The organism is Allorhizobium sp. DMC15, assembly GCF_056314065.1.
In genome coordinates this window covers 327405-347568 of the sequence record NZ_JBQUZB010000004.1, presented here as the reverse complement: position 1 = coordinate 347568, position 20164 = coordinate 327405, and the positions used below count along the sequence as shown (strand labels likewise).

Annotated in this window: 22 protein-coding genes; 11 read left to right on the top strand and 11 right to left on the bottom strand. The window is 61.3% G+C overall.

Features of this window, described 5'->3' with window-relative positions; all coding sequences use genetic code 11:
• Positions 1–3 precede the first annotated feature (3 nt).
• Positions 4–399, bottom strand: coding sequence for a succinate dehydrogenase, cytochrome b556 subunit (gene sdhC, locus ACT53S_RS19275; RefSeq protein WP_142073083.1), 396 nt, complete (start codon positions 397–399; stop codon positions 4–6).
• A 289-nt stretch (positions 400–688) separates the two neighbouring features.
• Between sdhC and ACT53S_RS19270 the strand changes: the two genes are divergently transcribed.
• Positions 689–1051 carry a hypothetical protein gene (locus ACT53S_RS19270; RefSeq protein WP_113379190.1) on the top strand — a complete coding sequence of 121 codons (363 nt, stop codon included), beginning with the start codon at positions 689–691 and terminating at the stop codon, positions 1049–1051.
• Here ACT53S_RS19270 and ACT53S_RS19265 read toward each other — a convergent pair.
• From ACT53S_RS19265 to tsaD, 5 genes are read right to left on the bottom strand one after another with little or no spacing between them, the layout of a single operon-like run.
• The gene (locus ACT53S_RS19265) at positions 1048–1692 is read right to left on the bottom strand and encodes a class I SAM-dependent methyltransferase (protein ID WP_476068154.1); all 645 of its coding nucleotides are present in this window, start codon (positions 1690–1692) and stop codon (positions 1048–1050) included. The genes ACT53S_RS19270 and ACT53S_RS19265 overlap by 4 nt on opposite strands.
• A gap of 11 nt (positions 1693–1703) precedes the next feature.
• Positions 1704–2135, bottom strand: coding sequence for an EVE domain-containing protein (locus tag ACT53S_RS19260; protein ID WP_162548971.1), 432 nt, complete (start codon positions 2133–2135; stop codon positions 1704–1706).
• Positions 2136–2140: 5 nt separating this feature from the next.
• The gene (locus ACT53S_RS19255; protein ID WP_476068153.1) at positions 2141–2434 is read right to left on the bottom strand and encodes a YciI-like protein; all 294 of its coding nucleotides are present in this window, start codon (positions 2432–2434) and stop codon (positions 2141–2143) included.
• Between the two features lie 22 nt (positions 2435–2456).
• The gene (locus tag ACT53S_RS19250) at positions 2457–3446 is read right to left on the bottom strand and encodes an NAD(P)H-dependent glycerol-3-phosphate dehydrogenase (RefSeq protein ID WP_476068152.1); all 990 of its coding nucleotides are present in this window, start codon (positions 3444–3446) and stop codon (positions 2457–2459) included.
• Entirely contained in the window at positions 3443–4537 is a 1095-nt protein-coding gene (gene tsaD, locus ACT53S_RS19245; RefSeq protein ID WP_476068151.1) for a tRNA (adenosine(37)-N6)-threonylcarbamoyltransferase complex transferase subunit TsaD, read from the bottom strand. Before tsaD ends, ACT53S_RS19250 begins: the two co-directional genes overlap by 4 nt.
• Before the next feature lie 72 nt (positions 4538–4609).
• On the opposite strand from tsaD, the gene hemC reads away from it, so the two are divergent.
• From hemC to ACT53S_RS19215, 6 genes are all read left to right on the top strand, one after another.
• Positions 4610–5539 carry a hydroxymethylbilane synthase gene (hemC, locus tag ACT53S_RS19240; RefSeq protein WP_476068150.1) on the top strand — a complete coding sequence of 310 codons (930 nt, stop codon included), beginning with the start codon at positions 4610–4612 and terminating at the stop codon, positions 5537–5539.
• Positions 5540–5542: 3 nt separating this feature from the next.
• The gene (locus tag ACT53S_RS19235; RefSeq protein ID WP_476068149.1) at positions 5543–6265 is read left to right on the top strand and encodes a uroporphyrinogen-III synthase; all 723 of its coding nucleotides are present in this window, start codon (positions 5543–5545) and stop codon (positions 6263–6265) included.
• Between the two features lie 90 nt (positions 6266–6355).
• Positions 6356–7606 carry a COG4223 family protein gene (locus ACT53S_RS19230; protein ID WP_476068148.1) on the top strand — a complete coding sequence of 417 codons (1251 nt, stop codon included), beginning with the start codon at positions 6356–6358 and terminating at the stop codon, positions 7604–7606.
• Between the two features lie 4 nt (positions 7607–7610).
• Positions 7611–9236: a heme biosynthesis HemY N-terminal domain-containing protein gene (locus tag ACT53S_RS19225; protein WP_476068147.1), complete on the top strand. Its 1626-nt coding sequence runs from the start codon at positions 7611–7613 to the stop codon at positions 9234–9236.
• A gap of 53 nt (positions 9237–9289) precedes the next feature.
• On the top strand, positions 9290–9733 hold the full coding sequence (locus ACT53S_RS19220; RefSeq protein ID WP_476068286.1) for a tellurite resistance TerB family protein: 444 nt from the start codon (positions 9290–9292) through the stop codon (positions 9731–9733).
• Positions 9723–10445: a glutamine amidotransferase gene (locus ACT53S_RS19215; protein WP_476068146.1), complete on the top strand. Its 723-nt coding sequence runs from the start codon at positions 9723–9725 to the stop codon at positions 10443–10445. The genes ACT53S_RS19220 and ACT53S_RS19215 overlap by 11 nt, the downstream gene beginning before the upstream one ends.
• Here ACT53S_RS19215 and ACT53S_RS19210 read toward each other — a convergent pair.
• On the bottom strand, positions 10442–11689 hold the full coding sequence (locus tag ACT53S_RS19210) for an MFS transporter (protein ID WP_476068145.1): 1248 nt from the start codon (positions 11687–11689) through the stop codon (positions 10442–10444). The two genes, ACT53S_RS19215 and ACT53S_RS19210, sit on opposite strands and share 4 nt — an antisense overlap.
• A gap of 130 nt (positions 11690–11819) precedes the next feature.
• Between ACT53S_RS19210 and ACT53S_RS19205 the strand changes: the two genes are divergently transcribed.
• A complete protein-coding gene (locus ACT53S_RS19205) occupies positions 11820–12110 on the top strand; it encodes a YggT family protein (RefSeq protein WP_110791182.1) in 291 nt (96 codons plus the stop codon).
• A gap of 96 nt (positions 12111–12206) precedes the next feature.
• Here the strand turns inward: ACT53S_RS19205 and ppa are convergent, their stop codons facing one another.
• Complete coding sequence (ppa, locus tag ACT53S_RS19200) at positions 12207–12740, bottom strand: inorganic diphosphatase (RefSeq protein WP_110791183.1); 534 nt, start codon at positions 12738–12740, stop codon at positions 12207–12209.
• Positions 12741–12863: 123 nt separating this feature from the next.
• On the opposite strand from ppa, the gene ACT53S_RS19195 reads away from it, so the two are divergent.
• Positions 12864–13487, top strand: a complete 624-nt coding sequence (locus ACT53S_RS19195; RefSeq protein WP_476068144.1) for a hypothetical protein — start codon at positions 12864–12866, stop codon at positions 13485–13487.
• Between the two features lie 15 nt (positions 13488–13502).
• Here ACT53S_RS19195 and ACT53S_RS19190 read toward each other — a convergent pair whose 3' ends face one another.
• From ACT53S_RS19190 to ACT53S_RS19180, 3 genes are all read right to left on the bottom strand, one after another.
• A complete protein-coding gene (locus tag ACT53S_RS19190) occupies positions 13503–14009 on the bottom strand; it encodes a GNAT family N-acetyltransferase (RefSeq protein WP_113377945.1) in 507 nt (168 codons plus the stop codon).
• A gap of 175 nt (positions 14010–14184) precedes the next feature.
• Entirely contained in the window at positions 14185–16014 is a 1830-nt protein-coding gene (gene typA / locus ACT53S_RS19185; protein ID WP_476068143.1) for a translational GTPase TypA, read from the bottom strand.
• A gap of 158 nt (positions 16015–16172) precedes the next feature.
• The gene (locus ACT53S_RS19180) at positions 16173–18236 is read right to left on the bottom strand and encodes a M3 family metallopeptidase (protein ID WP_476068142.1); all 2064 of its coding nucleotides are present in this window, start codon (positions 18234–18236) and stop codon (positions 16173–16175) included.
• 196 nt (positions 18237–18432) lie between these two features.
• Here ACT53S_RS19180 and ACT53S_RS19175 point away from each other — a divergent pair, with 196 nt between their 5' ends.
• Positions 18433–18861: a hypothetical protein gene (locus tag ACT53S_RS19175; protein ID WP_476068141.1), complete on the top strand. Its 429-nt coding sequence runs from the start codon at positions 18433–18435 to the stop codon at positions 18859–18861.
• Positions 18862–18969: 108 nt separating this feature from the next.
• Entirely contained in the window at positions 18970–20160 is a 1191-nt protein-coding gene (locus ACT53S_RS19170) for a multidrug effflux MFS transporter (RefSeq protein ID WP_476068140.1), read from the top strand.
• Positions 20161–20164: the final 4 nt, after the last annotated feature.

The following is a 20164-nucleotide window of genomic DNA, read 5'->3' as shown; positions in this document are numbered from 1 at the left end:
GCCTCAGGTGCGGATGATGTAGGCGACGACCCAGACAAGAAGGGTCAGGACGACAGACGCGATGATGTTCGCCTTCGCGAGCTTTGTGGAGAAGTGCTTGTCAAAACCATAGCCGACATCCCACATCAAATGGCGCAGACCGCCGAGCATGTGGTGGATGAGCGCCCAGGTGAAGCCGAACAGGATCAGGCGACCGAGGATGGTGCCCATGAACCAGTTCACCCACTCAAAATAGTCAGCACCGGTCGAAGCGGCGATCAACCACCATGCGACGAGGATGGTGCCGAAATAAAGAGCGCCGCCGGTGATGCGGTGCAGGATCGACATGACCATGGTGGGAATAGGTTTGTAGATTTGCAGGTGCGGCGACAGGGGCCGGTTTTTTGTCACATTCGCCATCTAAACCTCGCGGCGTCTCGATGCGGTCCGAGAATACGGACGTATTGTTTGCAATGCGTCATAACGTTTGTGGTGCATCGCATCAGGGGGACGTTTAATCCTCGAAACCCCAGACGACAAGCACATTCGCTTGACGATTTCAATTTAATCGATTCGCGTGAATAGAACTTTAGCATCACGCATCGACGTTCCTTTCACTACGAAAAAACCAAGTCATTGGATGACTTTAGCCACTTTATCCGGCATGGTGCGTTAACCGCTGGTTAACCATGATCCGGAGCGTGACCCGATGTACCTGTTTCGTCTAGCCCTGACCTCCGCACTGTCGATCCTTCTCGCAGCGTCCGTCGCTTCGGCTGACGCTGAGATGTCACGAGGATACGGGCATTACGGTCACCACCAACAGAGCGTCATCGGAGGAAATGGCCTGCCATCGGTGGTCCCCGGCGTCGGCACCTTTGTCGGAAACGTCTCGGCAGTGCGCATCAAGCACAACGGCGTCTTTCTGGCCTTCGACCGCAGCGCACCTCGCAACGCGCCGATCGTTCGGACACCAGAGGTCAATGTGCAGATTATCGAGATTTCAGCGGAAAATGAGGACGCAGCCTGCTCCTTCGAAGCAGGCGTCTGCGTGATTAGGCCCGGCCGCTAGACGAAACGCCAGACCGTGGTCTTCTTGATCTCGGCGTCCTCAAGCACCCGCGTTACCGGCACCATATACGTGGCCAGCGGCTCCAAACGCTCGGTCGGCCGGTAGCTGCGTCCCGGATCCCCGACCAGCACCTGACAACCGGCCTTGGCCAAGGTCTCGAACCACGATGTCAGCGCCTGAGCAAACCCGCTGTCATAAAAAACGTCGCCCGCCAGGACGACATCGAAATCCACCGACAGCCCAATCAGATCGTCATCGGTGAAGGAGAGCGCCACGCCGTTGAGCGCGGCATTGAGCCGCACGGCTGTCCGCGCCCAGGGATCGATGTCAGCCGCCAGCACCTCGCTGGCGCCAGCCATCGCTGCGGCTATTGCGACCAGTCCGGAACCGCTGGCAAAATCCAGCACGCGTTTGCCCCGGACGAGATCCGGATGATCAAGAACATGACGCGCAAGCCCCTGCCCTCCCGCCCAGGCAAAGGCCCAGAACGGCGGCGGCAACCCGATCGCTTCCAGGTCCTCCTCGGTCTTCAGCCAGAGGTCATGAACCTCGCTCGCGAGGTGCAACTGGATTTCCGGCACATGCGGCGGCGCGATCGGGCTGGTATTGCCGAGGATAAACTGTTCCGGATCGGTCTTCACGATAGCCCCGCTCAAACGGGCGGATTGTCGAGGCCGCCCATGCGGCAGACTTCAAAGTACTCGTCCTCGGTGACGGGCTGGACAGACAACCGCATTGAGGTCACCAGCGACATTTTCGCGAGCTTTTCGTTTGCCTTGATGTCCTTCAGGCTCACCGGCTTCGGCATGTCACAGACCGCACGGATGTCGACGCAGTCCCAGCGGGCATCGCCCTCGGCGGTGGAATCCGGATGGGACAGCGCGCAGACCTCGACGATCCCGACCACTTCCAGCCCCTCGTTCGAGTGATAAAAGAAGCCCTTGTCGCCGATCTTCATCGCCCGCATGTTGTTGCGGGCGAGATAGTTGCGCACGCCAGTCCATTCTTCACCAACGTCTCCCTTGGCCTTCTGCATTTCCCAGGACCACTTGAAGGGTTCGGACTTGTAGAGCCAGAATGCCATCGTCTTTACGCCTCGGGATTGTTGAAGACCCAGTTATAGGGCTTGATCTCGACCGTCTCGAAAAGGCCGGCCTTGGCATAGGGGTCCTGCGCCGCGAGCGTCTTGGCGGCATCGATATCGTCAGCCGCGATGAGCAGCATCGACCCACAGGGCTTGCCGTCTGCATCCAGGAAAGGACCCGCGATCTTCAGCTGGCCCGCAGCATTCAGTCCGTTCAGCCACTCGACATGCGGCGGACGCGTTTCCATCCGAAGGTTCAGGTGTCCGGGCTTGTCGGCGCAGATGACGGCAAACAGCATCTCTTGTCTCCTAGGGGATCTCTTATTCGGTGGTGATCGGTCGTGACATCAGTTGGGTGATGGCGGTCGGGATGTCCAGCCTGCCATCGATGATCGCGGCAACGGCTTGCGTGATCGGCATTTCGATCTCGTAGCCTTCGGCCAGCCTTGCCGCAACCTCAGCCGCAAAAGCACCCTCGACGAGCGATCCCTGCTGCGTGCCGATCGGCTCGCCCCTGCCAAGCGCGATACCGAAACGCAGGTTGCGGGACTGATGGCTGGTCGCGGTCAGCACGAGATCGCCGAGACCAGACAAGCCCCGCACCGTATCCCCGCGTCCACCCATCGCATCGACGAGCCGCGACATCTCGGCAAGCCCGCGCGCGATCAGCGCCGCCCGCGCCGAATCGCCGAGGCCCATGCCCTCGACGATCCCGCAGGCAATGGCGAGCACGTTCTTCAAGGCACCGCCAAGCTGCACGCCGATCCGGTCGTCCGACGCATAAAGTCGGAAGGTCTGACCTGAAATCGCCCTGGCCAAGTGCTCGGCGAGAGGCAGATCTTCAGCCGCAATGGCCATTGCGGTCGGCAGGCCCTTGGCGATATCCGCCGCAAAGCCCGGACCCGAAAGCATGGCGATCGGATGGCCCGGCAGAGCGCTTTCGAGGACATCGGTCAAAAGACGCGAGGTCTGCTTCTCGATGCCCTTGGCGCAGATGACGATGGGTGCACCCGGCTTCAGATGCGGCCCGTAGGTTTCGGCCGCCGCAATCTGTGCCTGGGATGGCATGGCAAAGAGGACGATATCGGCGCCAGCGAGATCCTTCGGCAAGGCTGAAAAGACGAGGTTATCGGGCAAGCGGATACCGGGGAGGGCTGCCTCATGCATTCGACTGGCAGCAAGATCTGCCATTGCCGAAGCATCGCGCCCAACCAGCAGCACCTCGGCTTTTCCAGTCTGGGAAATGACAGCGGCAAGTGCGGTACCGAAAGCACCCGCGCCAACGACCGCAATTTGGTGTACCCCGCTCATGCTTTCGCACCGCGCTTGCCGTAGGCGAGAAGCGCTTTGGCATCCGCATCGAGCGGCCAGCGGGACCGGGGCGCGACCGCAAGTTCGTCTGCAGGCATATCGAGCGCCATGCGCTCCAGGCCCGCCCAGGCAATCATGACGGCATTGTCCGTGCACAGGTGATGCGGCGGCGCGACGAAACGGAAACCGTGTGTCGCACACAGTTCGTCGAGCGTCTGCCGAACCGCTTTGTTGGCGGCGACCCCACCGGCAACGACGAGCGCCGGCTGATCGACGCCCGGAAAGGTTTCGGAAAACCGCTGCAAGCCACGACCGATGCGGTCCTTGAGCGTCCGGGAAATCGCATGTTGGAACGAGGCGCAGATGTCGGCGATGTCCTGATCGGTCACGGGCGCAATGCTCTCTGCTGCTTGCCGCACGGCCGTCTTCAACCCCGAGAACGAGAAATCAAGTCGGGCCTCGCCGACCAGCGGACGGGGAAAGACGAACCGCTTGGGATCGCCCGATGCAGCTGCGCGCTCGACGGCCGGTCCACCGGGATAAGGCAGCCCGAGCAGCTTGGCCGTCTTGTCGAAGGCCTCACCAAGCGCATCGTCGATCGTCGTGCCCCAGCGTTCATAGTCCCCGACGCCTTTGACCAGAACGAGCTGGGTGTGACCGCCGGAAACGAGCAGCATCAGATAGGGGAAGGCAACGCCATCCGTGAGCCGCGCAGTCAGGGCATGACCTTCGAGATGGTTGATGGCATAGAGCGGCTTGCCCGTCGCCATGGCGAGCGCCTTGCCCGTCATCAGTCCCACCAGCAGCCCGCCGATCAATCCGGGACCGGAGGTAGCGGCAATCGCATCGACCTCGGAAAGCGTGATCCCGGCGCGCTGCAGGGCTTCCTCTATCAATGTATCCAACGCATCGACATGCGCGCGCGCGGCAATTTCGGGCACCACGCCGCCATAGGCGCTGTGCTCGTCGAGCTGGCTGAGCACGACATCGGCCTCCGTCGACGCAGACCCGTCTTCCATGCGGGTGACGACCGCTGCGGCGGTCTCGTCACAGCTGGTTTCGATGCCGAGAATGCGCAGTTTGGATGCCATGGAGCCTGTCATTGATTGCGGTTGCCGAGAAACCGGTCTACGAAACCTGTCGGTAACAACGGACAAGTTCGGATGCAAACAAAACCTTTCCGTATCGGCACGCGCGGCAGCCCGCTGGCGCTCGCCCAGGCTTCTGAAACACGCGCGCGCCTGATGGTGGCCCACAGCCTCCCGGAAGAAATGTTCGAGATCGTCGTCCTGTCGACCAAAGGTGACAGGATTACCGACCGTGCGCTTTCCGAAATCGGCGGCAAAGGCCTGTTTACCGAGGAGCTCGAAGAACAGCTTCTGACCGGCGACCTTGATTTTGCTGTGCATTCGTCCAAGGACATGCCGACAAAGCTGCCGGACGGGCTCTTTCTGTCCGCTTTCCTGCCGCGCGAAGATGTACGCGATGCCGTCGTCGGCCGTACCGCCCCGACGCTGGCGGAACTTCCGCATGGTGCGACCGTAGGATCCTCTTCGCTACGCCGTCAGGCCCTCATTCGCCGGCTTCGTCCTGATATCAATGTCATCACCTTCCGGGGCCTTGTCGATACAAGACTGCGCAAACTCGCAGACGGCGAGGTGGATGCGACCCTGCTTGCTTTCGCCGGACTGAAGCGGCTCGGTAAGCCGGATGTCCCGACGCAGCTGCTCGATCCCGCCGATTTCCCGCCAGCACCGGCGCAAGGCGCGATCTGCATCGAAAGCCGCATCGGTGATTCGAGGGTGAACGAGTTGCTCGATGCCATCAATGATCGCGACACCTTCGACGCGGTCAGTTGTGAGCGCGCATTTCTAGGCGCTCTGGATGGCTCCTGTCGCACCCCGATTGCCGGCCATGCGACGGTGGACGGCGACACGGTCCGTTTTGCCGGCATGATTCTTACGCCCGATGGCAGCCGCTGGCATGATGTGGAAATCGAAGGAAGCCGGACAGGCGCCGCAGTGCTCGGCGCAACGGCCGGCGGAACCATACGCACGAAGGCGGGCACCGATTTCTTCGACAGTTGGGGCTAAGCCATGCGCGTTCTGGTGACGCGCCCGATGCCGGCAGCCGAACGGACTGCCGCTGAGCTGGTGAGACGGGGCCACCAACCGGTCCTGCTGCCGCTGATGCGGGCCGAACACCGGCTTGAAGGATTGCGGGACGGCCCTGCGCCAGGCACATCGGGCCTGGCCCTCACCAGCGCCGAAGCCCTGCGTGCACTGGCGGAACTGTCGCGACCGGACATAGAGCCCTATCTGAAGCTCCCAGTGTTTGCCGTCGGTGACGCGACAGCGATGCGGGCCCGCGCGCTCGGCTTCGGCAGGATCGAGACGGCTGCGGGAGATGGCGCATCCCTCGCTCGACATCTCCTGGCGTCACCCGCGATCGACCGGGCAAGACCGATCCTCTACCTCGCAGGCAGCCCCAGATCTCCGGAATTCGAACAGACCCTGAAGGATGCCGCACACCCGGTCGAGGTGATCGAATGCTATCGCATGATCCCGATCGAGCGCGAAGCAACAGACATCAGCCAAACCCTGACTCCACAGCCGGACTGCATCCTTCTCTACTCCTCTGAGACCGCACGGCTCTTCGCGCGCGCCGTGGCATCGGCCGGTCTCTTGGGAGACCTGAGAGGAAGTCTGCGTTTCCTCTGCCTCAGCCACAAGATTGCCTCTGCGCTTGACGAAGATTTTCGCACTCATGCGAGCTGGCCCAGGGAACCTCGGGAGGACTTGCTGCTTGATCTGATCTAGGGCGGGGAACAAGGAAATGGTTCTTCACCCTTCCCATCGCCGCACGGACTGACTACGTTTAAAGCCATCTAGGGAAATGAAGAGGTTGCCATGGTTTCCGGAAAGCCACCCCGTCGATCGAAGTCCCCGGACGATCCGGTCACGATCGAACTGACGGCCGAGGAAACGACACGGGCAACCGAGCCCGTATCGACCACGGCAACGAGCGACAACGCGGCCCCTGCCGAAGACGCTGTGGATCCGGACCGATCAACGCAAGCCCCCACCGAGACCACAGAGAGTGAAGCGACAGCAGCCGCACCGGAAGCCGCGACGGCCGCTTCCGACAGCGACGCAGGAACCGAACCTTCGCGGGATCGGGGAGCCTCGGCGACACCTACCCCTCCGACAGTCTCGCCCGGGACCTCCGCCCTGATCGCCTCCGGCATCTTCGGCGGCCTTGTCGCCTTGGCGCTCGCCGGCAGCATGCAATATGCCGGCGTCATTCCCGGCATCGGCCCGCAGAAAGAGAGTGTCGCTCCTGCAATTGACACGGCAGAGTTGGAAGCGCTGAAAGCTGAGGTAGACAGCCTGAAATCGGCGCCAGCTGCACAGGAGACAGATCCTGCCCTGGCCGAACGCATCGCCGCGTTGGAGGCAAAGGCCAGCGTCGCCCAGTCGACCCCAGGCGCCGATCCGGCTATCCTTGAGCAACTGCGGACCCAGCTTGCGGCGGCGGAGCAATCGATAGCCGCTCTCCGTAACCAGATCGCCAGCAACGCGGAAGCCCTTGACCAGAGCCAGGCGCGTCTCGCCGAAGCTGAGCGCAAGATCGACGAACCACGCAGCGATGTCGAGATGGCCCGCGCCATCGCGCTCGCCGGCCTGAAGACCGCAATCGATCGCGGTGGCCCCTTCCTGTCCGAGTTGGACGCGCTGAAAAGCGTTTCCCCCGAAGACCCGGCCATTGCACCGCTCTCACGCATGGCCTCTGCCGGCCTCTCATCCCGCTCGGATCTGTTGCGCGATTTCAGCCAGGTTTCCAACGACATTCTCGCCGCCGTCAACCAGCAGGATGTGGGCGAAGGTTGGACGGACCGTCTGCTCGCCAGCGCCAGGTCTCTCGTGAAGGTACGGCCCGTCGGTAATGTCGAGGGTGAAACGCCCGAGGCCATCGTCGCCCGGGTGGAAAACAAGTTGCAGAACGGCGACCTAAAGGGAGCGTCTCTCGAATGGGAGACCCTGCCAGAAGCCGGCAAGGCGGCATCGGCCGATTTCGCCCAGTCTTTGAAGAACCGCATTGAGGCGGAGGAACTGGTCGCGGGCGCCTTGTCCAAGACCGTCGCCGGAAATGGGGGCTGATGGCATGACGACGATCGTGAAGGTTTTGTTTTTCCTCGCCCTGATCCTCGCCGCCGGCTTCGGCTTCTCCTGGATTGCCGATCGCCCTGGCGACATCTCGCTCGTCTGGCAGGGGCAGAGCTACCAGACGACCCTGCTCGTTGCGATCACTGCCCTGGTGGCTCTGGTGGCTTTCGTGATGATGATCTGGTGGGTAATCCGCACGCTCTGGACTTCGCCGCATTCGGTGCGTCGCTATTTTCGGGCGCGCAAGCGCGACCGGGGCTATCAGGCGCTGTCCACCGGACTGATTGCAGCAGGCGCGGGCAACGCCCTTCTTGCCCGGCGAATGAGCGCCCGGGCCCGCGGCCTGATCCGCGCCGACCAGGAGCCGCTGATCCGCGTCCTGGACGCGCAGGCGGCCTTGATCGAGGGGCGTCATGACGAAGCGCGGCGCCTCTATCAGGAAATGTCGGAGGACCCGGAAACACGAGAATTGGGTTTGCGCGGCCTCTATGTCGAAGCAAACCGGCTCGGCGCCCACGAAGCCGCGCGCCAATATGCCGAGACAGCAGCAGAACATGCCCCTTACCTCCCTTGGGCGGCCAAAGCGACGCTGGAATACCGATGCCGTGCAGGCCATTGGGATGACGCAATCCGCCTGCTCGATCAGCAGCGCATCGCCAATGTTCTTGATCGCCATGAGGCGGACCGCCTGAAGGCAGTACTGCTGACAGCACGCGCCCAGGACCAGCTTGAGGCGGAACCTGCCGCGGCACGGGACAGTGCGCTCAAGGCTCTGAAGCTGGCAAAGGATCTGGTTCCGGCAGCGATCGTCGCGGCAAAGGCCTATGTCCGGGAGGACAATCTGCGCAAGGCGGCGAGCACGCTCGAACAGTCGTGGAAGCTCGAACCGCATCCCGAAGTCGCGGCAGCCTATGTCCGTGCGCGAAGCGGAGACAGTGCTGCGGACCGTCTGAAGAAAGCGGAAAGACTGGAAGCGCTCAAACCGAACAACTATGAATCCCTGCTTGCCGTTGCCGAAGCTGCACTCGAGGCGCAGGATTTCAAACGCGCGCGCTCCAAGGCGGAAGCCGCAGCCCGGATGGGCTCGCGGGAACGTGTTTATCTGCTGCTCGCTGACATCGAAGAGGCCGAAACCGGTGATCAAGGCCGGATTCGCCATTGGATGGGGCAGGCGCTGAAGGCCCCTCGCGATCCGGCCTGGGTTGCGGATGGCCATGTGTCGGAACGCTGGATGCCGATCTCACCCGTCACCGGCCGTCTGGATGCATTCGAATGGAAAACGCCCTTCGACCAGCTCAGCGGTCCGATTGAAGAAGGAAGTGTGTCGGACGGGGAGCGGGCGCTCGCGTCACTGCCGCCGGTCCGTGACAACGGCAATGCCTATCCTCCTTCAGCAGAGACCGCCGAAGCGGAAGTCGTCGTGGTCGAAAAATCAAAGGCCTCAATGCCGGAAAAAGCCGATCGTCAGACCAGCGCGGCCGGATCGGTGGCCGAAGAGGCCAGAAAGCCTATGCCGCAGAACGCTCCTGCGGAACCATTTTTCGGTCGTCCACCGGATGATCCCGGCGTCAAGGATCCACTGACGGCCACCGCCGAACCCAAGACCCGCCTCAAACTGTTCTGACAGACAGGAATCCGATGCTTCTCGATCGCCTTCAGACCTTTTTCCAGTCAGTCATGCAGGATCATCCGAGGGCTATGTTTGCCCATGACGACCCGAGAGTCGCCATGGCGGCGCTCTGTTTTCAGGTGATGGAAGCTGACGGCGTGGTATCGGATGCGGAGCGGAACAAGCTGCGCGGCATCCTCAAGGAGCAGTATGGTCTGGAAGGCGAACAGCTGGATGCCGTGCTCGCGGCCGGTCAGGAAGCCGAAAACGAAGCGGTCGATTACTACCGCTTCACCAACGACTTGAAGCGACACCTCAACGAAACCGAGAGACAGCAGCTGGTCGGGATCCTCTGGGATATCGTGTACGCAGACGGCACACGCAGCGAGATGGAAGATCACGCGATTTGGCGTGTGGCTGATCTTCTGGGCGTCTCCGGCCGGGAACGAATCGTCCAGCGGCAGGAAGCCGCCGAGCGAGCCGGTCTTGGAGCCGCTGACGATGCCCTCTGACAGGCGGCGAAGCAGGCACGACAGCAAGCCGTCTGTCCTGATCGTGCTGCACCAGGAGCGCTCAAGTCCGGGTCGGGTGGGGCAGATGCTGGAGGAAAAGGGCTTTTCGCTCGATATACGGCGCCCAGTTCTTGGCCAGCTCCTGCCGGAAACCCTGGAGAACCACGCCGGCGCGGTCGTCTTCGGTGGCCCGATGAGCGCAAACGATCCCGATGATTTCGTCCGCCGGGAGATCGACTGGCTCAACGTGCCCCTGCGGGAGAACAAGCCCTTTCTCGGCATCTGCCTCGGCGCCCAGATGCTGGTGCGCCATCTCGGCGGGAAAGTGGAAGCGGACCGTGAAGAGCGCACGGAAATCGGCTGGTACCCGATCCGCCCGACGGAGCATGGGCGCCTGCTGATGCCATGGCCGAAGATGGTCTATCACTTCCATCGCGAGGGCTTTTCCCTGCCTCATGGCGCCAAGCTTCTGGCGACCGGCGATATCTATCCCAACCAGGCCTTCCGTTACGGTGAAAACGCCTGGGGGGTGCAGTTTCATGCCGAACTGACACGCGCCATGATGCATCGGTGGGTGGTGCATGGCGCCCACCGTTTCGTCCTGCCGAACGCACAGCAGGGCCGCGAACATCTCGAAGGCCGAATGATTTTCGACGCGCCGCTGAAGGCCTGGCTGTCGGCCTTCCTCGATTTGGTCTTTGGACGAGCCTAGAGCGCCTGTTGGCGCTCAGGTGCCTCAAGCCCGTCGATCTTGCGCAGTTGCGGGAAGCCGAGCGCCCAGATCACGGCGACAGCCAGCGTTCCGATCCCGCCGACGACCACAGCAGGCACAGGGCCGATAAAATGGGCCATGGTACCGGCGCGGAATTCGCCAAGCTCGTTCGAGGCCCCGACGAAAACCATGTTGACGGCATTCACGCGACCGCGCACTTCGTCGGGCGTCCACAGCGCAATGAGCGTCTCGCGCACATAGACCGAGGCCATGTCGGCCGCACCCATCAGCATCAAGGCGGCAATCGAGAGCCACGCGGTTTCGGAGAGACCGAACAGGATCGTGCCGGCGCCAAAGAGGGCGACGCCAACGAACATGAAGGTGCCGGCATTGTGGCGGATCGGGAAACTTGCAAGAGCGATGGCGACAACGATGGCCCCGACGCCAGGTGCCGCGCGGAGGAGGCCGAGACCCCAGGGTCCGAGGGTCAGGATGTCGCGCGCAAAAACCGGCATCAACGCAATGGCGCCGCCAAGAAGCACGGCGAAGAGATCGAGCGAAATCGCACCGAGCACGACCTTTTCACCGAAGATGAAACGGAAGCCGGCAAGCAGGCTGTCGCGAGTGACCGCTTTATTGGAGACACGTTGCGGTGGACGCGGGATGGTGAAGACCAGAACGGCTGCCGCAACGAAGAACAGGAAGCAGACCGAATAGGCAACCGTCGGGCTCGCCCCATAGAGTAGGCCACCCGCGACGGGGCCGACGATAGAGGCCGTCTGCCAGGAGGACGAGTTCCAGGCGACCGCATTCGACAGGTCCTTGGGCGGCACCAGATTGGGGCTGAGCGACTGGACAGCGGGGGCTGCAAAGGCGCGTTCGATGCCGAAGATCACGAGAATCGCAAAGACAATCGTTGGCTCAAAGGCATCCGCGATGGTCAGCGCCAGAAGAACGCCGCCACACAGCGCACTCAGCACCATGCACGCCGCCACGATGGCGCGCCGATTGTAGCGGTCGGCCACGGAACCGGTAACCAGGATCAGAAGAAGCGACGGCAGGAACTGCACAAGACCGATCAGGCCGAGATAGAAGGCACTTCCGGTCTGGTCATACATCTGCCAGCCGACAGAGACACTGAGGATCTGGGTGGCAAAGGCACCAAGGAAACGCGCGAAAAAGAAGCGAGCGTAGGAAGAATGCCTAAACGCCGCGAAACGGTCGTCGGCCGAGGACGGGTGCATGGTCAAAAAAACCTTGGAATGCGGGCGAACGCCCCTGCGTTAAACATGATTCGGATTGCGTGGGCCCCATCCACTTGTCCGTTAAGTCGCCAATGTCTACATCTCTGTCAACCAAGAAATGGAGACTTGAATGGTTGCCCTCTTTCAGACGATCGACCTCGCCCTGAGCATCTTTACCTGGATCCTGATCGGGAGCGCGATCTTCTCGTGGCTGTACGCGTTCAACGTGATCAATTCCAGCAATCGCTTCGTCGCCTCGCTCGGTCAGTTCTTCTACAATGTGACAGAGCCCGTACTGCGCCCGATCCGCCGCGTACTGCCCGATCTCGGCGGCATCGACATCTCGCCGATCATCGTGCTGCTGATCATTTTCTTCCTGCGTTCCTTCCTCTGGAACAGCATCTTCCCGCTGGTGGCATAACCCGATCGCCTGGGATCTTTCCAAACAAAAAAGTCCTCCGGATCAAACCGACCCGGAGGACTTTGTTATTGAATGACCAACGGTCAGAAACGGCGCTTACTTCTCGTCTTTGGCGCGCTGGATCGATTCCAAGATGATCTTCTTGGCGGCGTCGACATCCATCCAGTCGCCGATCTTCACCCACTTGCCGGGTTCCAGATCCTTGTAGTGCTCGAAGAAGTGCTGGATCTGCTTGAGCGTGATTTCCGGAAGATCGGTGTAATTGGCAATCTTGTCGTAACGGCGAGTCAGCTTCGGCACCGGAACGGCAAGGATCTTCTCATCCATGCCACCGTCGTCTTCCATCATCATCACGCCGATCGGGCGAACGTTGATGACGCAGCCAGGCACCAGTGGGCGGGTGTTGCAGATCAGAACGTCGAGCGGATCGCCATCCTTGCAGAGCGTATGCGGCACGAAACCGTAATTGCCCGGATAGGTCATCGGGGTATAGAGAAAGCGATCGACGACGAGCGTGCCGGCATCCTTGTCCATCTCGTACTTGATCGGTTGGCCACCAACCGGAACTTCAACGATGACGTTGATGTCTTCCGGCGGGTTCTTGCCAATGGCAATTGCATCGATACGCATGTCTGGACCCCGTAGAGTGTTGAATTCTGGCGCTACCTAATGCGAAATATTGCGCAATGCAACACGGCTTTCGGTGAAGCTTGGGTGACAACGCCGCCCCTTTCACCATCTGAGGAGAGGAAAATGCCCATAAGGATCCTGCGGGTCGCAATCATGGCACTCGCAATCGCCGCCCTGCCGAAAGCCATTCTGGCCAACGACAGCGTCTACACCGACTTTGATCTCGACAACTGCCAGACCTTGGCGGAAGACCCGATGGGCGTATCGCTCAAATGCAAGGGCTATCGTGGCGAACCCGTCTATTTCAAGGAGGGCGACCTGCGCCAGAGCGTGTTTTACGGACGCGTGGATCAGGAACTCATCGATGGTGGGTTCGAGAGCTTCGCAGCATTCAATCACGTTAACACGAAAGTCGAGTGGCGCCTCGGTGGCGATGGCAAGCCCTTTGCCGCAATCCTGCGCTGGTTCATCGACAATCCGGGGCCAGATGGTGGCTCGACCCGGGAATCCCGTGGCGAAATCCTCGTCGTCTCCCGCGTCGGCACGGCAGACTATGGCGGGTCCTGCATGGTCGCGCTCGTGGATGCCAAGGCCAATCCCGATGCCAATGCATTGGCACGCCAGATGGCCGATGACACGGCGTCCGATTTTGCCTGCGGCATGCAGGAACCCGAGTGGGTCGGCAAGCGGGGCGATCTCGTGAGCGACCGAACCTTCAGCTGGCCCGAGGGCTACGTGGTGGAATGAGGCGCAATCGCAGCGTCAGTTCCAGATGAAGCCCAGTTTCTTCAGATGCACGTCGTCGAAATCTTCCATGCCCTCGACGGCATCCACGCCGCCGTTCGAACGGAAGAAATTGGCGGCGATCTCGCTGTCTTCCAGGCACCAGACGACCATGCCTTCGCAGCCCAGCGATTTCAGCAGTCGGCGCGCTTCGTGGAAGAGCTGATAGCCGAGGCCGATGCCCTGATATTCGGGGCGCAGGTAAAGTTCGTAAATCTCGCCTTCATGAGGGAGCGCACGCGCCCGGTTCAGACCGAGCGAGGCATAGCCGGCAACCGTCCCGGCAACCTCGACCACCAGAATGGTCGCTGGGCCCCGTGTGGCCTTGCGCCACCAGGCCTCTCCCCGACGCTCGATCATGCGTGTCAGCGCCCGATGCGGAATGATACCGGAATAGGCGTGCTGCCAGGCATTGCGATGCACGTCCGCAATAGCGGCTGCATCAGTCGGCCCTGCCAGGCGCATGTCGATCGACAACGTCTTCATAACGTAACTCACCCTGTGCATGTCCGACACGTCGAACACGAACTCAAGCCTTCATCGGCCTGGGCAAAGTTAACGCTTTTTTAATCCTGCTCGCAAGGCAAGACGAAGCACATGCACAAACAAAACCCCGGCCTTTTAGACCGGGGTTTCAAAATGGGACATATTTTCAAAGACTTCAGCCGGCAGCGGAAGCCTTGGCCTTTTCCATGCGCTTCCGGTCGTTCGCATCAAGGAACATCTTGCGCAGACGGATCGACTTCGGCGTCACTTCGACGAGCTCGTCGTCCTGGATCCAGGACAGCGCGCGCTCGAGCGTGAACTTGATCGGCGGTGTGAGCTTGACCGCTTCATCCTTGCCGGCAGCACGGATGTTGGTGAGCTTCTTGCCCTTGAGGACGTTCACTTCCAAATCATTGTCGCGCGAGTGGATGCCGATGATCATGCCCATATAGACCTTCTCGCCGGCATCGATGATCATCGGGCCGCGGTCTTCCAGGTTGAACAGAGCATAGGCCACGGCTTCGCCGGCTTCGTTGGCGAGCAGAACGCCGTTCACGCGGCCACCGATCTCACCCTTGTAGGGCTGGTAGTCGTGGAACAGACGGTTCATCACGGCCGTGCCGCGCGTATCGGTCAGGAGTTCCGACTGATAGCCGATCAGACCACGGGTCGGCGCGAAGAAAACGAGGCGAACGCGGTTGCCGCCCGAGGGGCGCAGCTCGACCATCTCGGCCTTGCGCTCGGACATCTTCTGCACGACGACGCCGGAATGCTCTTCGTCGACGTCGATGACGACTTCTTCGATCGGCTCCATCATCTGGCCGGTCGCTTCGTCCTTGTGCATGACGACGCGCGGACGCGACACGGCAAGCTCGAAACCTTCGCGGCGCATGTTTTCGATGAGAACGGCAAGCTGAAGTTCACCGCGGCCGGAAACGAAGAACGAGTCCTTGTCGGCAGACTCTTCGATCTTCAGCGCAACGTTACCTTCGGCTTCCTTGAACAGACGGTCCCGGATGACACGGCTCGTGACCTTGTCGCCTTCGGTGCCGGCAAGCGGGCTGTCATTGACGATGAAGGACATCGTGACGGTCGGCGGGTCGATCGGCTGCGCCTTCATCGCTTCGGAAACAGCCGGATCGCAGAAGGTGTCGGCAACGGTGCCCTTGGAGAGGCCTGCAATGGCAACGATGTCACCGGCATGGGCTTCTTCGATGGCCGTGCGCTCAATGCCGCGGAAGGCGAGGATCTTCGAGATGCGGCCCTGCTCGATGAGCTTGCCGTCCTGACCGAGAACCTTGACGGCCTGGTTCGGCTTGATCGAGCCGGCAGCGATACGGCCGGTGATGATGCGGCCGAGGAAGTTGTTGGCTTCCAGGATCGTGCCGATCATCTTGAACGGGCCTTCTTCGACCGTCGGAGCCGGGACATGCTTGACCACGAGGTCGAGCAGCGGCGTCAGGCCTTCTTCCTGCGAACCGTTCGGATCGGTGTTCATCCAGCCGGAGCGGCCCGAACCGTAGAGGATCGGGAAGTCGAGCTGTTCGTCGGTCGCGTCGAGCGCGGCGAAAAGGTCGAACACTTCGTTGACGACTTCGTCGATACGGGCGTCCGGACGGTCGACCTTGTTGATCGCAACGATCGGACGAAGACCGACCTTCAGCGCCTTGCCGACAACGAACTTGGTCTGCGGCATCGGGCCTTCGGCAGCATCGACGAGAACGATTGCGCCGTCCACCATCGAGAGAATGCGCTCGACTTCACCCCCGAAGTCGGCGTGGCCGGGGGTGTCGACGATGTTGATGCGGGTGTCCTTCCACTCGATCGACGTCGCCTTGGCGAGAATGGTGATCCCGCGCTCCTTTTCGATGTCGTTCGAGTCCATCACGCGTTCCATCACGCGCTGGTTCTCGCGGAACGAGCCGGACTGCTTGAGGAGCTCGTCGACGAGGGTCGTTTTCCCATGGTCGACGTGCGCAATGATCGCGATATTGCGGAGGTTCATATCCAAGATCTCTGAGTGCTGGGGCGCAATACGGAAGAGTGGCGCCGATTTACTTTGGCGCGCTCATACCTTGTTTTTTGCATTTGCGAAAGGGGGAAACGCCCAAACGCGCCGGCGATGGTTACCGCCGGCGGTAAATCTGAGCGGTCACGGCAGGCTTAGGCCGCGAGCCCCTTTTTCTTCAACATCGCCTCAGGGCTCGGCATCTTGCCGCGAAAGGCCTTGTAGGCATCTTCGGGGTCGACCGATCCGCCGGACGCATAGATATGCGTTTTCAGCTTCGATGCCATCTCCGGATCGAAGGGATTACCCGTTTCCTCGAAAGCGGCGAAGGCATCCGCATCGAGCACTTCCGACCACATGTAGGAATAGTACCCGGCAGAATAACCGTCGCCGGAGAAGACATGCTGGAAGTGCGGCGTGGCATGGCGCATGACGATCGACGACGGCATGCCGATCTTTCCCAGAACTTCGGCCTGGACCGCCATCGGATCCTCGACCGCCCCGCGCGTATGGAAGGCCATATCGACCAGCGCAGACGACGTGAACTCGACCGTATTGAAGCCGGCATTGAATGTCCGGGCCGCGAGCACCTTGTCGAGCAGCGCCTGCGGCATCGGCTCGCCCGTCTGGTAATGCACCGCATAGGTCTTGAGGATTTCGGGCACCGTCAGCCAATGCTCGTAAAGCTGCGAGGGAAGTTCGACGAAATCGCGCGAGACGCCAGTCCCGGACACGGAGGGATAGGTGACATTGGACAACATGCCATGAGCGGCATGGCCGAATTCATGGAAGAGCGTGCGAGCATCGTCGAGCGACAGCAGCGCTGGCTTGCCCAGCTCGGGTTTGGCGAAGTTGCAGACATTGTAGATGATCGGCAGCTCGCCCTGACGGCCGTTTTTCAAGGGCAGGCGGTGCTGCGACTGGAAGCTGCTCATCCAGGCGCCGGAACGCTTGGAGGGCCGTGCGAAATAGTCCCCGAGGAACAGTGCGACCAGCTCGTCGTTGCGGTCGCGGATTTCGAAGACGCGCACGTCAGGATGATAACCGACGACATTGGCGAGTGGCACGGCGCGGATGCCGAAGATGCGGCCGGCAACGTCGAAGCAGGCTTCGATGATCTTTTCGAGCTGCAGGTAGGGCTTCAGCTCGGCTTCCGAGAAGTTGAACTTCTGCGCGCGAAGCTTCTCCGCATAGTGACGCCAATCCCAGGGCGCCACCTCGTGGTTCTTGCCCTCGTCGGCGATCAGGGCAGCGAGTTCCACCTCCTCTGCCCGTGCCTGCGAAACGGCTTTTTCCCAGACCTGCATCAGAAGCCCGTTCACCGCTTCCGGCGTTTTCGCCATGGTGTTGTCGAGCTTGAGGGAGGCATAGTCCTTGTAGCCGAGCAGGCTCGCCTTCTCGGCCCGAAGCGCCAGCGTCTCCTTGACGATGCCGCGATTGTCGGTTTCGCCACCATTGATACCACGCGACGTCCAGGCCTTGAAGGCCGTCTCGCGCAAATCGCGGCGTTCGGAGAAGGTGAGGAACGGCTCGATGATTGAGCGCGACAGCGTCACCACATGGCTATGTCCGCCGCCGTGTGCGGTCGCGGCAGAGGCCATGGCATCGCGGAGAAATGCGGGAATGCCCGCGAGGTCCTCCTCTCCGGAAAGAGGCAGGATCCAGGAAGATTCATCCGCCAGAACATTCTGGCCAAAATTGGCGCCGAGGCTTGCCAGCCGCTCGTTGATCGCCGCCAGCCGCTCCTGCTCCGCCTTCGGAAGCTTGGCACCCGACTTCACGAAGCCCTTCCAGTGGCGCTCCAGCACACGGGTCTCCTCGAGCGTCAGATTAAGCGCATCGCGGCGGGTCCAGAGATCGTCGATCCGGGCAAACAGCGCTGCATTCATGCCGATCTTCGAATAGTGGCGCGACATCTTCGGCGCGATCTCGCGTTCCAGAGCTTGGATGCCCGGATTGGTATGGGCGCCCGCCCGGTTCCAGAACAGTGCCGAAACACGGGAGAGGGCATCACCGGCGATCTCGAGCGCCAGGATCGTGTTGGCGAATGTCGGCGGCTCCGAATTGTCGGCAATCGCATCGATTTCCGCCTCGTGCTCCCTTAGAGCCGCCTCGAAGGCAGGCGCATAGTCGTCATCGCCGACCTGTTCGAATTGCGGCAGGCCATGCGGCCCCTGCCAGTTGATGACAGCGGGATTGAAGACGGACGACTCAGCCATGCGTTAACCTCCTGAAGCTCCGCGCAACTGCCGGCGAAGCACTGATTTTCCACCATGTTATCCCGGCAAAGCGAGGGCAAGCACGCAAAAATCAGTGAACAAGGCGAGATTTTTCCACAGCGAGTCCGCACCCTCATTGACGAACATTCGAATAGGCCCATAGATCGATTCATCCTATGAAAGGACGGTCACGGCCATGGAAATCTTTCCAATCCAACCGGTAGGCGTTTCATCCCTTCGCGTCAAAGAAAGCACCCCGCAGTCGGATGTCCGGCTGTCAGAACTTTCGCCCAAGATTGCGGCCTCCAAGGAAACGGAGGTTTTCGAAGAAGCACTGTCGGTCTTTGCCAGCATGACGCCGCGGCGCCTGCGCGAAATTGCCTCCGAAAGCTTCCAGCGGGAGGAGATCGACGCCGACACCTATCGTGAACTGTCGACGGAACTGCCGCTTCAGATCGTCGACCGCAACGGCAACATCATGGATCTATCGACGCTGACCGAGGATTCCCATTTCGATTACGCGGAATATTACCGCACGCAGCAATCGCTCGCGGAGATGATCGGCGACATGGATATGGCGGGCTCCTACGCCAAGGTGCTCGACTTCTTCTCGAAATCGACCTGATCACGACCGGGGCGAAAATTGGCACTCGATCGAGAGCGCCAATCACACTAAGTCATCAGCACGAGGCGCCGCGACGGCGCCTTTCTTCTTGATGCCGGACGAGTTCTGATGACAGCAATGCGCATGAGCGAGCGTCGCACCACCTTCCTTGGTGCCTTCCTGACCACGCTCGGCCCGATCTCCATGGCGATCTATACGCCGGCCATGCCCGAACTGGTCCGGGCTTTCGGAACCACCGACGCGGCGATCAAGCTCAGCCTGTCTCTCTTCTTCGCCGGCTTCGCGCTTGCCCAGCTGGTCGCAGGTCCCCTCGCCGATGCCCTGGGTCGCAAGAAGGCGACGCTGATTTTCCTCGCGATCTATCTGGCCGGCTCTTGTCTCGCAACGATAGCGCCGAGCGTGGAATTCATTCTCGCCGCCCGTCTCGTGCAGGGCATCGGCGCGTCTGTCGGCGTGGTCGTCGGCCGCGCCATCGTTCGAGACCTGTACACAGGTGCGGAGGCAAGCCGTATCCTCAACACCATCGGCATCTTTCTCGCTGTCGGGCCGGCCATGGGTCCCACTCTCGGAGGGCTGACACTCGCCGCTTTCGGCTGGAATGCGGTATTTCTCCTGATGGTCGCGTTCGGCCTGCTGGCCATGACATTCACGCTGACCTTGCTCAAGGAAACGATTGTCCCGGATCTCGGTCGTCTGCGGCCCGGAAAATTGCTGCGCAACTATCTGGAAGTCGCAGGCAACGCACGCTTCCTCGCATCCTCCCTTGTCCTGAGCGGCACGATCGGCGCACTCTACGCCCAATCGACCATGCTGCCTTTCGTGCTGATCAACGAAGTGGGCCTGACCCCGACCCAGTTCGGGCTGGGCATGCTGATGCAATCCGGCGCCTATCTGACGGGATCACTCACCCTGAAGCTCGTCTCCCGCCGGATCTCGGGTCTGACGGCGTCGAGGATAGGCATCACGCTCTGCGGCACGGGCGCTGTCATCATGGCGCTGTCGGTTGCCTTCGTGCCGCCCTTCTTCCTGTCGATAATGGGGCCTGTGGCGATCTGCACCTTCGGCCTCGCCTTCCTCAGCCCCCATGTCGTGACGACGAGCATGGCGCCTTTCCCGCACATCGCCGGATCCGCGTCTGCCTTGACCGGCTTCCTGCAGATGACCGCGGGTTTTGCCGGCGGCGTTGCGGCCGCCTCGATCGGCGACCCCTTGACCGCCTTCGGCATCATCATCCCCTTCATGGAATTGAGCGCCGTAGCGGGCTTTCTCTGGTTGCGCCACCTCGAACGACGGGCATGAAAAA